This window comes from Janthinobacterium sp. GW458P, assembly GCF_002127585.1.
Lineage (GTDB): Bacteria > Pseudomonadota > Gammaproteobacteria > Burkholderiales > Burkholderiaceae_D > Janthinobacterium.
Window position 1 is genome coordinate 14,246 of sequence record NZ_NEGZ01000007.1, and the last position, 13,069, is coordinate 27,314.

Below are 13,069 nucleotides of genomic sequence, written 5' to 3' on the forward strand. Positions count from 1 at the left end.
GGCCGCCACGCGTGCCGTTGCTGGCATTTTTGCCACCCTGGCAGCCCCGTGCGGGCGTGCGGGCTGGCGCCTGAGCCCGTTGCGGCGCAATTAATCGACCGTATCAAGCAGCATTGCCTAGCAGTTTGTTACAATGCCTTATAGATAAATTGACGGCATGACCACTGCATTTTCTGCAGTCCACCACATGGAAGCGAACCCCATCATGATGCGTACATCGACACTCTGGACATTCCTCGCCCTGCCCCTGCTGGCATGCTCGGCCATCGCCAGCGCCCAGACGCCGGCCAAACCGGGCGATGCGCCGCCACAACTGGAACGTATCGAGGAAATGGGCGAAGCGCCCATCACCGTCGCGCCAGCAGCGCCAAAACAACAGATTACGGAAAAACGCGAAGCGGGCGTGACGTCCGAAGTGAAAGTCACCAGCGGCGGCAGCACGTATTACATGAAGCCGGCCGCCGGCGCCGACCAGGCCAACGGCAACGCCCTGCGCGGCCCGCAGTGGAAAGTGCTGGAATTTGACCTGGGCAAGAAGAAACAGAAGCAGCGCGATGAAGAGGCCGCGGACGCGCCGACGCCGCCCGCCCCCGCGAAGTAAGCAGCCACGATCTGACGCCCTGCCCCGGCCATGCGCCGGGGGCAGCCGGCTTTTTTTGACCCTTTAGACCATCCCCCTCTTTCCCATGGCAGTTTTTACCGCGCTACACCTGGACGATATCGGCCAGTGGATCACGCAATTTCCACTTGGCAAGCCTTTGGCCCTCAAAGGCATCGCTTCCGGCATCGAAAACAGCAATTTTTTCCTGAGCACGGAGCGCGGCGAGTATGTGCTGACGATCTTTGAAAACCTCAGCTTCGAGCAATTGCCGTTCTATCTGCAGCTGATGCGCCACCTGGCGGACCGGGGCGTGCTGGTGCCCGCGCCGATCGCCAATGCAGATGGCGAACTGGTGACGGCCCTGCAAGGCAAGCCGGCCGCCATCGTCAGCAAGCTCGACGGCACCTCGCAGATGGCGCCGCAAGCCGTGCATTGCGCCGCCGTGGGCGCCATGCTGGCGAAAATGCACCTGGCGGCCCGGGATTTCCCCCTGCAGCAGCCGAATTTGCGGGGCCTGGAGTGGTGGAACGCCACCACGCCGCTGGTGCTGCACCACCTCGATGACGCCAAAGCCCACTTGCTGCGCGCGGAAATCCACTTCCAGGACGCCTTTGCTGCCTGCGATACGTATAAGGCCATCCCGCGCGGTCCCGTGCATGCCGACTTGTTCCGCAACAATGTCATGTTTGACGGCGAACAACTGACGGGCTTTTTCGACTTTTACTTTGCCGGCTGCGACACCTGGCTGTACGACGTGGCCGTCACCGTCAACGACTGGTGCGTGGACCTGGACACAGGCGTGCTCGACACGGCAAGAGTGCGCGCCCTGCTCGACGCCTACCGGGCCGTGCGTCCGTTCACGCGCGAAGAACAGACGGCATGGCAGCCGATGCTGCGCGCCGCCGCCCTGCGTTTCTGGCTGTCGCGCCTGTATGACTATTACCAGCCGCGCGAGGCGGAAATGCTGACCCCGCACGACCCCACGCATTTCGAACGCATTCTGCGCGAACGCATCGCCACACCTGCCCCGGAACTGTTTTAAACATGGAAAAATTACCTGCAAGTACGGGCTGGCAATGGGTGAAACAGGGTTTCGCCCTGTTTCGCAAGCAACCCGGCGGCCTGTCGATGCTGTTTCTCGGCTATATGTTCTGCATGCTGGCCATCAGCATCGTCCCCCTGCTCGGCCAGTTGCTGCCCGTCATCCTCGTTCCCGTGTTTTCCGTCGCTTTCGTGCAAGGCTGCCTGTACATCGACCAGGGCAAGCGCGTCCTGCCCAGCCTGCTGCTCTCGGGCTTCCGCAAGCCGGCCCTCCCCGTCCTGCTGGGCCTGGGCGTGCTGTACATCCTGATGGCCATCGTGGCCATCGGCGCCTCGTCCCTCGTCGACGACGGCTTGCTGTGGCAACTGGTCACGGGCCAGCTGTCGGAAGAAGCGGCGCGCGCCGCCATCCCCGAATCGCGCCTGGGCCTGGGCATCTTGCTGGCCATCGCGATCTACGTGCCGGCCGCCATGGCCTTCTGCTTTGCCGCACCGCTGATCTACTGGAAACAAGTCAGCCTGGGCAAGGCGCTGTTCTTCAGCTTTTTCGCCGTCTGGCGCTCGCTGTCGGCCTTCATCGTCTTCGCCAGCACATGGTTTGCCATCAGCATCGTCACCAGCCAGCTGCTGGCCATGCTCTTCGGCCGCACCCCGCTGATGATGCAGATGATGATGCCGCTGTCGATGATATTGACCATCATCATGCATTGCTCGTTCTATGCCGCCTACCGCCAGATCTTCGGCTTGCCCGTCGATGAGGGCAAGACGGTGTCGCTGGACAAGCCGAACGACTGATTTCGACTCCGCATAAAAAAAGGGCAGCCTGCGCAGGCTGCCCTTCTTTATTGCTGCTCAGCAAACTAGCGGCCCAGGCGTTCCAATTTGGCGATCCCCAGGTCCAGCACCTTCATGCCGTGCTGGCCGAAGTTGATCTGCGCGCGCGCATTGCCGCCGCCGCCTTCGATATTGACGATCACGCCTTCACCGAACTTGGCGTGCGCGACCGATTCGCCGATGCGCCAGCCGCCGCCCGTGGCTTTTTGCGCGATCTTTTGCGCAATCGCATTGTCCGAGCCGAGACTGGCCACGCGCGGCGCCTCGTCCCAGGCCGACTTGCGGTTGCCGAACCAGTTCGCCTGCACCTTCGGCGACAGCCATTTCAGCGACTCTTCCGGCAATTCGTCGAAAAAGCGCGACTTCATGTTGTAGCGCGTCTGGCCGTGCAGCATGCGCGTCTGCGAAAAGCTCATGTACAGCCGCTTGCGCGCGCGCGTGATGGCCACGTACATCAGCCGGCGTTCCTCTTCCACGCCATTGTCTTCCTTCGAGCTGCTTTCGTGCGGGAACAGGCCCTCTTCCAGGCCCGTAATGAAGACGTTGTCGAATTCCAGGCCCTTGGCCGAGTGCACCGTCATCATCTGCAGCGCATCCTGGCCCGCCTGCGCCTGGTTGTCGCCCGCTTCCAGCGACGCGTGCGATAAAAACGCGGACAGCGGCGACATCACGGCCGGCAGCGGCGCGTCCGCGTCGAGTATCTCGATGCCGTCCTGGTTGACGACGGGCGCGCCCGACTGCGCCTGGGCGGCTGGGCCCAGGTGGGCCGGTGCGCCCTGTCCAAAACCTTCCTCGGAAATGAACTGGCTGGCCGCGCTGACCATCTGCTCCAGGTTTTCGATGCGGTCGGCGCCTTCCTTTTCATTCTGATAATGCTGGAGCAAGGTACTCGCTTCCAGCACGACTCTGACCATTTCCGGCAGGGACAATTGCTGCGTTTCAAAACGCACGCCTTCGACCAGTTTCACGAAGCCGGCCAGCACGCTGCCCGCCTTGCCCGCCACGTAGGGCACGGCCGCGTACAGCGAGATGCCGTACTGCTCGGAGGCGGCCTGCAGCTGCTCGATCGAACGCATGCCGATGCCGCGCGTGGGGAAGTTGACCACGCGCAAGAAAGCGGAGTCATTGTGCGGATTGTCCATCAATTGCAAATAGGCAATTGCGTGCTTGACCTCGGCGCGCTGGAAGTAGCGCTGGCCGCCATACACGTGGTACGGAATCGCGGCCGAGAACAGCGCGTGTTCGATCACGCGCGACTGCGCGTTCGAGCGGTACAGAATCGCGATTTCGCTGCGCGAGGCGCCGTCGGCGATCAGGCTTTTCGCCTCGTCGATGATCCACTGCGCTTCCTGCAGGTCGGAACTGGCTTCGTACACGCGCACCTGCTCGCCATGGCCCGCGTCCGTGCGCAAATTCTTGCCCAGGCGCTTGCTATTGTTCGCGATCAACACGTTGGCGCTGTCGAGGATGTGGCCGTGCGAGCGGTAGTTCTGCTCCAGCTTGATCAAGTTCTTGACCTGGAACTCGTGCTCGAAGGCGCTCATATTGCCCACGTTGGCGCCGCGGAAGGCATAGATGCTCTGGTCATCGTCGCCGACGGCAAACAGGGCGCCGCCATCGCGGCTGCCGTGGCCGGCCAGCAATTTCAACCAGTTGTATTGCAGGTTGTTCGTATCCTGGAACTCGTCCACCAAAATGTGGCGGAAACGGGCCTGGTAATGCTCGCGCAGGGGCTGGTTGCGGCTCAGCAACTCGTACGTGCGCAGCAGCAATTCGGCAAAATCGACGACGCCTTCGCGCTGGCACTGGTCGTCGTACAGCTGGTACAGCTCGACCATCTTGCGCTCGTGGGCGTCATACGCTTCCACGTCCGTGGCGCGCAAGCCCTGGTCCTTGGCGTTGTTGATGAAATACATCACCGTCTTCGGCGGGAATTTCTCATCATCAATATTGTTCGCCTTCAACAAGCGCTTGATCACGGACAACTGATCCTGGGAATCGAGGATCTGGAAGGTCTGCGGCAAGGCCGCGTCGCGGTAATGCGTGCGCAGCAAGCGGTTGCACAGGCCGTGGAAGGTACCGATCCACATGCCGCGCGTATTGATCGGCAGCATGGCCGACAGGCGCGTGAGCATTTCCTTGGCGGCTTTATTGGTAAACGTCACGGCCAGGATGCCGGGCGGCGATACCTGCTGGGTCTGGATCAGCCACGCGATGCGGGTGGTCAGCACGCGGGTCTTGCCCGAACCGGCGCCGGCCAGGATCAGCGCATGCTGGGCCGGCAGGGTGACGGCAGCCAATTGTTCGGGATTGAGGTTGTGAAGAAGATTTTGCATCCCGTGATTATACCGGCATGGCTAAAAATACTGTGCATTTGTCCAGCGGTCGCGCCGGATTCGCCGCGTGCGCGCTACAATCGGCGTCCCGACACTGCGGCCTGTATCCCATGACACCACCCACCCACCTCGACGGCGCCCGCGTACTGGCCTGGGCCTGGTCCGACCTGCCCTTCGGCCACGTAGCCAGCGACACCGGCGCCGCCCCCATCGCCATCCATGGCCTGGCCGTGTGCCGCTACGACGGCGAGGCGCGCGTGTACCGTTTCAGCTGCGATGCGCAATGGGAAACGCTGCAGGATGAGGCATATGCGAGCGAAGACGAGGCCAGGGCGCAGCTGCCGGCGCAATACCGCGCCGTCGCCGCCGCGTGGCATGCGCCATGAGCCATGCGATACGCGCGGCCAGCGGCGCCGACCTGCCCCTGCTGGCCCAGGTCGAGCGCAGCGCCGCGGCCCTGTTTGCCCAGGCCGGGCCGGCGCTGGCGTGGCTGGCGCAAGGAGAAACCTTGCCATTGAGCACTTTGCAGGCGCTGCAGCAGCAGGGCGGCGTGTGGGTGGCCGCCGATGGATGCAATATGCCCGTGGGTTTCCTGGGCGCCGAGCTGCTGGACGGCCAGTTGTTCATCGTGGAATTGTCCGTCGCCCTGCCGCAGCAACGGCAGGGACTGGGCGCGCGCCTGCTCGATGCGGCCGCGGCCCATGCCCGGTCCCTGGGGTGCGCCTGGCTGACACTGAGCACCTACCGCCACCTGCCGTGGAACGGCCCCTACTATGCGCGCCACGGTTTCAGCGAAATCGACGCCGCGGCGCTGGGCGCGGGACATGCGCGCAAGCTGGCGCGCGAAGCGCGGGACGGGCATGAGCCGGCGCTGCGCTGCCTGATGCGCATGCCGCTGGCGCGCTGATGCGGCACAACACTCAGCGCACCAGTCTTGCCTTGCCCTCGCTGAGGGCCTGGGCGATCACCTGGCGCGTGGCCTTGTCGGCCGCCTTGGTGGCCTTTTCCTGCTGGCGTCCCAGCGCTTCCATCTGCTTGCCCAGGGTTTCCATCGGCTTGCCCCGCTGATCCATCTGGCGCGACAACGCATCCACCTTGTCCGCCTCGCGTTCTTGCGCGGCGGCAATGCGGTCGTTGACCTCTTCCGTCGCGTCCTGCGCATCTTCCATTTGCTGCTGCAGGCGTTCCACCTCGCGTCCGGCCGCGCGGCGCGCCGTCTCCGTGGTCGCCTGCGCCTGGCGGCGTGCCGCCTCGCCCGTCTTGCGGCCCAGTTCCTGCTGCTGGCGGCCCAGTGCCTGCAGTTGCGCCACATCGCGCGCGCCGACGTTCGCCTGCGCCGCGCCATGCGCGCCCATCTTGCTGCCCAGTTCGCCCATCGCCTTGCCGTGTTCGCTCATCTGCTTGCCCAGGCCGCTCATCTGAAAACCCAGATCCTGCGACGGCTTCCAGGCCTCGCGCACGCGGGCCAGCAGCGCGGCATCCTGCGTCACATAGCCCTTGCCCTGGTCGCGGAACCACAGGAATTGCCCCTTGAGCGAGCGCTGCAGCTGCTTGATCTGCTGGCCGTCGACATCGGTGCCGGCCATGGTGACGCTGTCCTCGCTGCTGTCGACGAGCGCATAGCCATCGCCGCTGCCCATGGAAATATTGATGTGCTTGCTGGGCGGCGCGGGCGGGGCCGGCGGCGCGGGCGGCTGCGGCGGCTGCACGGCCAGCACGCTGCCGCCAAGCAAGATACCGGCCAGGCTGAGGATCAAACGGTGGGAAGTGGACATGGCTGCCTCGTCGCAAAAGTAGGGGAGCGTTGACTGTAGCGGCAACCGAACCTGTCCTCCAGCGCGGTGCGACAGGCGGCAAAAAGACCCGCCTGGGCGGCAGATAAACGCGATGAATGGCAAAGCGGCAAGCAAAAAAAACGGAGGCCTAAGCCTCCGCAAAAACGCCGTGGTACGGCGTATGCCTATCAGTACAGCACGACGGAGCGGATCGATTCACCGCTCTTCATCAAGTCGAAACCCTGGTTGATATCTTCCAGTTTCAAACGATGCGTAATCAAATCGTCAATATTGAGCTTGCCTTCCATATACCAGTCGACAATCTTCGGCACATCCGTGCGGCCGCGCGCGCCGCCGAAGGCGGAACCCTTCCACACGCGTCCCGTCACGAGCTGGAATGGACGCGTGGAAATTTCCTGGCCGGCCGCCGCCACGCCGATGATGATGGACTGGCCCCAGCCCTTGTGGCAGCACTCGAGCGACTGGCGCATGGTGGTGGTGTTGCCTATGCATTCAAACGAATAATCGGCGCCGCCGTCCGTCAGCTGCACGATGGTATCAACAACGTTTTCCACTTCATTGGCGTTGACAAAATGCGTCATGCCGAACTTGCGCGCGATGGCCTGGCGCGCCGGGTTGATGTCGACGCCGATGATTTTATCGGCGCCGACCATCTTCGCCGCCTGGATCACGTTCAGGCCGATGCCGCCCAGGCCGAACACGACCACGTTGGCTCCCGCCTCGACCTTGGCCGTGAACAGCACGGCGCCCACGCCCGTCGTCACGCCGCAGCCGATGTAGCAGACCTTGTCGAACGGTGCGTCTGCGCGGATCTTTGCCAGCGCGATTTCCGGCACGACGATGTAATTGGAAAAGGTGGACGTGCCCATGTAGTGGAAGATGGGCTTGCCGTCGATGGAAAAGCGCGAGGTGGCGTCCGGCATCAGGCCGCGGCCCTGGGTCGAGCGGATCGACTGGCACAGGTTCGTCTTTTGCGACAGGCAGAATTTGCACTGGCGGCATTCCGGCGTGTACAGGGGAATGACGTGGTCATCCTTTTTCAGGCTTTTCACGCCCGGCCCCACATCGACGACGATGCCGGCGCCTTCATGGCCGAGGATGGACGGGAAGATGCCTTCGGGATCGGCGCCGGACAGGGTGTAGTAATCGGTGTGGCAAATGCCCGTGGCCTTGATCTCGACCAGTACCTCGCCCTCGCGCGGGCCGGCCAGGTCGACTTCTTCGATGGTCAGCGGGGCGCCCGCCTTCCAGGCAATCGCTGCTTTGGTTTTCATGTGTGTCCTGTGTATGGTTGAACCAGGCGCGCCAGCGCGCCGTATCGTCACATCATAACAAGGCAGGCGCCGACGTGCCACGCCGGCGCCGGCGCAACGCTTACTTGAAACACTTACTTGGTTTTCGCCCGGTTCAAAAACGCGCCGTGCAGGCCGTTCAGGGTTTCCTCGGCCAGCAGCAGCTGGCTGGCGATTTCATTGATCTTGCGGCGGCTGGAACGGGCGTGGTCGCGCAGCACTTCGAACGCCGTGTTGCGGTCCGTCTGGAACTTGCCCATCAGCAAGCCAACGGCCAGACTCGTTTCGCGCCCGGCGGCCAGGGCCGCGTTCAGGTTCAGCTCGGTACGCCGCAGCTGGCGGATCTCGTCGGCACGGGCCAGGCCCGCTTCGAAGGCAGGCATCAAGCGGCCTTCATCGACGGGTTTGACCACGTAGCCGACGGCGCCATAGGCGGCCGCCTGCTTGCCCGATTCGCTGTCGCCGCTGCCGGACAGGAACATGAAGGGCACGCCCGTCTCGCCATGCAGACGCTTGGCCAGTTCCAGGCCGGACATGCCGGGCATGTGGATGTCGAGCAAGGCCAGGTCCGGCTCGCGCTGGGCGACCAGCTGCAGCGCCACTTCGGCCGAATTGGCCAGGGCCGTCTCGTAGCCGGCATGGCGCAGGACTTCGCCGAGGAATTCCAACAGGAGCTGGTCATCGTCAACGATCAGGATAAGGCGTTTCGCGGCGGCTGGCTGACTCATGGGTGGGGAACCTCGGTAATGAATGATGTTCTTATTATATGCCGATTATTGCCCCAAATCAGCCTTGCGCCCCCATGCTCATGCAGCAAATAATTGATTGAATTGCTGCACCGCAATATCCACATCGTCCGCCTGGTATGCATCGTTAAAGACGCTGCTGATGGCCGCCACCATGTCGGCGCCGCGCGCCACCAGCGGTGCGGCGTTCTCCGGCGTCATGCCGCCGATGACCACGCACGGCAAGGCGATCTCGCGTTTCGCCTGCAGCACGATGTCCAGGGGCGTGGTCACCGGATACTTTTTCACCAGCGAAGGATAAAAGCCGCCGAAAGCCACATAGCTGGCGCCGCCGGCCTCGGCCGTCCTGGCCAGCGCCATGTCGCCATAACAGGATGCACCGACGATCTTGTCCTTGCCCAGCCTGGCGCGCACCTGCGCGACGGACGCATCCATGCCGCCCACGTGCACGCCGTCCGCGTCGAGCTCTTCGCACAGCTCAAGAAAATCGTTGATGATGAACGGTACGCCAAACTTGCGGGCCAGGGCCAGCAGGGCGCCCGCCTGCTCGCGCCGCTGCTGCGCGTCGGCGCTCTTGTGACGGTATTGCAGCAGGGCCACGCCGCCGTGCAAGGCCTGCTCCGTGATGTCGAGCAGGCGGTCGGTGTCGTCCCAGTTCGGGGTAACCAGATACAGTCCACGCATGATGTTTTCCTTATTGAATGAATCGTTGCGGCATGAGTTGACCGGGCGCAATCGCATACGCATCGGACAAGGCCGCATGGCAATAGCTTTGCGCCAGGTCAAGCGCTTCCGCCAGCGTATGCCCCAAGGCCAGCCGCGCCGCGATGGCGGAGGCCAAAGTACAGCCGCTGCCGTGAAATGCGCCGGGCAAACGGGGCCAGCGCCACTCGCGCTCGCCGCCGACGCTATCGAAGCAGCGGTTGACAACCATCTCCCCCGCGCCATGGCCGCCCGTCACCAGCACGTGCCGGCAACCTTGCGCAAGCAAGCGGCTTGCGCCACCGAGGGCTTGCGCTTCCGGCCCGTTCGGCACGATCACGCTCGTCACCGGCAGCAAGGGCGCCAGCGCCAGCAAGGCGTCGTCACGGCTGAGCACGTCGCCATGGCCGCTGGCCAGCACGGGATCGAGCACGACGGGCAAGTCCGGCCGGGTTTGCCGCAATTGCCCGACCAGCTGCGCGATGACGGCCGCGTTCGCGGCGCTGCCGGGAATGCCGATTTTCACGGCGTGAATCGCCATCTTGTCGATCAGCGCCTGCGCCTGCCGGCGCAGCAGCTCCGGCGCCACCGGCTGCACGCCAAAGACCCTGTCGTTGTCCTGCACCGTCAGCGCCGTCACGACGGGCAGCGCATGCGCGCCCTGCGCCGCAATGGCGACAATATCGGCGGCGATGCCGGCGCCGCCCGACGGGTCGACGCCGGCAAACACCAGCACCGTCGGCAACGTTGGCACCATCACGCCAGGCGGCCCGCCATCGGCGACGATGGCGACGCGGCGAATTTACGCGGCATGCGCCCCGCCAGAAACGCTTCGCGCCCGGCCCGCACGGCCAGCTTCATGGCACGCGCCATGCGCACGGGGTCGCCCGCGCCGGCGATGGCCGTGTTCATCAGCACGCCATCGCAGCCGAGTTCCATGGCGATGGCCGCATCCGACGCCGTGCCCACGCCCGCGTCCACCAGCACGGGCACTTTCGCCTGGTCGATGATCAAGGACAAGTTCCACGGATTCAGGATGCCCATGCCCGAGCCGATCAGGGAGGCCAGCGGCATGACGGCCACGCAGCCGATGTCTTCCAGTATCTTCGCCTGGATGGGGTCATCGCTGCAGTAGACCATCACGTCAAAACCATCCTTGACCAGCGCTTCGGCCGCGATCAGGGTTTCCGGCATGTGCGGAAACAGGGTCTTTTCATCGCCCAGCACCTCCAGTTTCACCAGGTTGCGCCCGCCCAGCAGTTCGCGCGCCAGCTGCAGGGTGTAGACGGCGTCTTTCGCGTTGTAGCAGCCGGCCGTGTTCGGGAGTATCGTGTACTGGTCCGGCGGCACGAAGTCCAGCAGGCTGGGCGCGTTCGGGTCTTGCCCGATATTCACGCGCCGTATCGCCACCGTGATGATCTGCGCCTCGGCCGCGTCCGTCGCTTCGCGCGTCTGCGGCAAGTCCTTGTACTTGCCGCTGCCCACCAGCAAGCGCGATTGATATTGCTTGCCTGCGATGGTCAGCAGGTCGTCCTGTGTTGCGGTATTCATGTGCTTTTCCTTGTCTATTCTCAACTCAGCCGCCGCCGATGGCGCGTACGATCTCTACCTGGTCTTGCACCTGCAAGACCTGTCCTGGCCACGCCTTGCGCGGCACGACGTTGCGGTTGACGGCCAGCGCCAGCGCCTGGTTTTCCAGCGACAGCGCGGCGATCAGTTGATCGAGGGTTTGCCCCGGCGGCACCTGGTGCGGCGCGCCGTTGAGCGTGATGGATATCAATGCAGGCATCACGCTCTCCTTCAGACCTTGCGGTACAGCTCGGCGCCGTTCTTGATGAACTCGATGGCCTTGATTTCCATGCCCTGCTGGAGCGCCTTGTCTTCCGCGATACCCATGCCGGCCGCGTATTCGCGCACTTCCTGCGTGATCTTCATCGAGCAAAAATGGGGGCCGCACATGGAGCAGAAATGCGCCACCTTGGCCGAATCCTTGGGCAGGGTTTCATCGTGGAATTCGCGCGCCTTGTCCGGGTCCAGGCCGATGTTGAACTGGTCGTCCCAGCGGAATTCGAAGCGGGCTTTCGATAGCGCATTGTCGCGGATCTGCGCGCCCGGATGGCCTTTCGCCAGGTCGGCCGCATGCGCCGCGATCTTGTAGGTGATGATGCCGTCCTTGACGTCCGCCTTGTTGGGCAAGCCCAGGTGTTCCTTCGGCGTCACGTAGCACAGCATGGCCGTGCCGTACCAGCCTATCATGGCCGCGCCGATGCCCGAGGTGATGTGGTCGTAGCCGGGCGCGATATCGGTGGTCAATGGTCCCAGGGTGTAGAACGGCGCTTCGCCGCACTGCTCCAGCTGCAAGTCCATGTTTTCTTTAATGAGTTGCATGGGCACGTGGCCCGGGCCTTCGATCATCACCTGTACATCGTGCTTCCAGGCAACCTGTGTCAGCTCGCCCAGGGTTTTCAGTTCGCCCAGCTGCGCTTCGTCGTTGGCGTCATAGATGGAGCCGGGGCGCAAGCCGTCGCCCAGCGAGAACGATACGTCATACGCCTTCATGATTTCGCAAATCTCTTCGAAATGCGTGTACAGGAACGATTCCTGGTGGTGCGCCAGACACCATTTCGCCATGATGGAGCCGCCGCGCGAGACGATGCCCGTCAGGCGCTTGGCCGTCATCGGCACGTAGCGCAGCAGCACGCCCGCGTGGATGGTGAAGTAGTCGACGCCCTGCTCGGCCTGCTCGATGAGGGTGTCGCGGAAGATTTCCCAAGTCAGATCTTCGGCCTTGCCGTTGACCTTTTCCAGCGCCTGGTAAATCGGCACGGTGCCGATGGGCACGGGGCTGTTGCGCACGATCCATTCGCGCGTTTCGTGGATATGCTTGCCGGTGGACAAGTCCATCACGTTGTCGCCACCCCAGCGGATGGCCCAGGTCATCTTTTCCACTTCCTCGCCGATCGACGAAGTAACGGCGGAATTGCCGATGTTCGCGTTGATTTTCACGAGGAAATTACGGCCGATGATCATCGGTTCGACTTCCGGGTGGTTGATGTTGGCGGGAATGATGGCGCGGCCGCGGGCGATTTCCTCGCGCACGAATTCCGGCGTGATTTCCGCCGGGATGCTGGCACCGAACGACTGGCCCGGATGCTGGCGGCCCATCAGGTCGGCCAGACGCTCGCCCATGGGCCCGGAAGCTTTCAGTTCACGCAGATATTCCTGGCGACGCATGTTTTCGCGGATGGCGACGAATTCCATTTCCGGCGTGATGATGCCCTGACGGGCGTAATGCATTTGCGTCACATTCTTGCCGGCAATGGCGCGGCGCGGCTTGCGGTGCAGATTGAAACGCAGCTCGGCCAGTTTCGGGTCCGCCAGGCGGGCGATGCCGTAGTCGGAGGTGGGGCCGGGCAGCTCTTCCGTGTCGGCCCGTTCCATGATCCACGGCAGGCGCGGCGTATCGAGGCCCGAGCGGATGTCGATCTGCACGTCCGGGTCCGTGTACGGGCCGGAGGTGTCGTAGACGTAGATCGGCGGATTCTTTTCGCCGCCGAACGACGCTTCCGTGTCGGACTGGCTGATTTCGCGCATGGGCACGCGGATGTCGGGGCGGCTGCCCTGCACGTAGATCTTGCGCGAATTGGGCAGCGGCGCGATGGCGGCTTCGTCGACCGTGGCGGTGGCGGAGAGGAATTTCGGGTTGGCGTTCATTTTGGCT

At 63.6% G+C, this 13,069-nt stretch carries 14 protein-coding genes; 5 read left to right on the forward strand and 9 right to left on the reverse strand.

Features of this window, described 5'->3' with window-relative positions:
* Positions 1-157 precede the first annotated feature (157 nt).
* The 3 genes from CBW50_RS07070 (at position 158) to CBW50_RS07080 (ending at position 2,437) form a co-directional block, all read left to right on the forward strand.
* Positions 158-601: a hypothetical protein gene (locus CBW50_RS07070; protein WP_226936254.1), complete on the forward strand. Its 444-nt coding sequence runs from the start codon at positions 158-160 to the stop codon at positions 599-601.
* 85 nt (positions 602-686) lie between these two features.
* On the forward strand, positions 687-1,643 hold the full coding sequence (locus CBW50_RS07075) for a homoserine kinase (protein ID WP_086144886.1): 957 nt from the start codon (positions 687-689) through the stop codon (positions 1,641-1,643).
* Positions 1,644-1,645: 2 nt separating this feature from the next.
* Positions 1,646-2,437, forward strand: a complete 792-nt coding sequence (locus tag CBW50_RS07080; protein WP_086144887.1) for a BPSS1780 family membrane protein — start codon at positions 1,646-1,648, stop codon at positions 2,435-2,437.
* A gap of 65 nt (positions 2,438-2,502) precedes the next feature.
* On the opposite strand, the gene CBW50_RS07085 is transcribed toward CBW50_RS07080, so the two are convergent.
* Positions 2,503-4,812, reverse strand: coding sequence for a UvrD-helicase domain-containing protein (locus CBW50_RS07085; protein ID WP_086144888.1), 2,310 nt, complete (start codon positions 4,810-4,812; stop codon positions 2,503-2,505).
* Positions 4,813-4,922: 110 nt separating this feature from the next.
* Between CBW50_RS07085 and CBW50_RS07090 the strand changes: the two genes are divergently transcribed.
* Positions 4,923-5,198, forward strand: a complete 276-nt coding sequence (locus tag CBW50_RS07090) for a hypothetical protein (protein WP_086144889.1) — start codon at positions 4,923-4,925, stop codon at positions 5,196-5,198.
* Positions 5,195-5,719: a GNAT family N-acetyltransferase gene (locus tag CBW50_RS07095; protein ID WP_086144890.1), complete on the forward strand. Its 525-nt coding sequence runs from the start codon at positions 5,195-5,197 to the stop codon at positions 5,717-5,719. Before CBW50_RS07090 ends, CBW50_RS07095 begins: the two co-directional genes overlap by 4 nt.
* 13 nt (positions 5,720-5,732) lie before the next feature.
* Here CBW50_RS07095 and CBW50_RS07100 read toward each other — a convergent pair whose 3' ends face one another.
* The 8 genes from CBW50_RS07100 to thiC all read right to left on the reverse strand — a co-directional run bounded on the left by CBW50_RS07100 (position 5,733) and on the right by thiC (position 13,062).
* Positions 5,733-6,587, reverse strand: coding sequence for a hypothetical protein (locus CBW50_RS07100; protein ID WP_139842432.1), 855 nt, complete (start codon positions 6,585-6,587; stop codon positions 5,733-5,735).
* Between the two features lie 188 nt (positions 6,588-6,775).
* The gene (locus tag CBW50_RS07105; protein WP_086144892.1) at positions 6,776-7,882 is read right to left on the reverse strand and encodes an S-(hydroxymethyl)glutathione dehydrogenase/class III alcohol dehydrogenase; all 1,107 of its coding nucleotides are present in this window, start codon (positions 7,880-7,882) and stop codon (positions 6,776-6,778) included.
* 113 nt (positions 7,883-7,995) lie between these two features.
* The gene (locus CBW50_RS07110) at positions 7,996-8,628 is read right to left on the reverse strand and encodes an ANTAR domain-containing response regulator (protein ID WP_070222669.1); all 633 of its coding nucleotides are present in this window, start codon (positions 8,626-8,628) and stop codon (positions 7,996-7,998) included.
* A gap of 78 nt (positions 8,629-8,706) precedes the next feature.
* Complete coding sequence (gene thiE, locus CBW50_RS07115) at positions 8,707-9,330, reverse strand: thiamine phosphate synthase (RefSeq protein WP_086144893.1); 624 nt, start codon at positions 9,328-9,330, stop codon at positions 8,707-8,709.
* Positions 9,331-9,340: 10 nt separating this feature from the next.
* On the reverse strand, positions 9,341-10,105 hold the full coding sequence (locus CBW50_RS07120) for a hydroxymethylpyrimidine/phosphomethylpyrimidine kinase (protein WP_086144894.1): 765 nt from the start codon (positions 10,103-10,105) through the stop codon (positions 9,341-9,343).
* Positions 10,105-10,899 (reverse strand): thiazole synthase, encoded by a 795-nt coding sequence (locus CBW50_RS07125; RefSeq protein ID WP_086144895.1) that lies wholly within the window; start codon positions 10,897-10,899, stop codon positions 10,105-10,107. The genes CBW50_RS07120 and CBW50_RS07125 overlap by 1 nt, the downstream gene beginning before the upstream one ends.
* 25 nt (positions 10,900-10,924) lie before the next feature.
* Positions 10,925-11,137, reverse strand: coding sequence for a sulfur carrier protein ThiS (thiS, locus tag CBW50_RS07130; protein WP_170840567.1), 213 nt, complete (start codon positions 11,135-11,137; stop codon positions 10,925-10,927).
* Positions 11,138-11,148: 11 nt separating this feature from the next.
* Positions 11,149-13,062 (reverse strand): phosphomethylpyrimidine synthase ThiC, encoded by a 1,914-nt coding sequence (thiC, locus tag CBW50_RS07135; RefSeq protein WP_086144896.1) that lies wholly within the window; start codon positions 13,060-13,062, stop codon positions 11,149-11,151.
* Between the last annotated feature and the right edge of the window lie 7 nt (positions 13,063-13,069).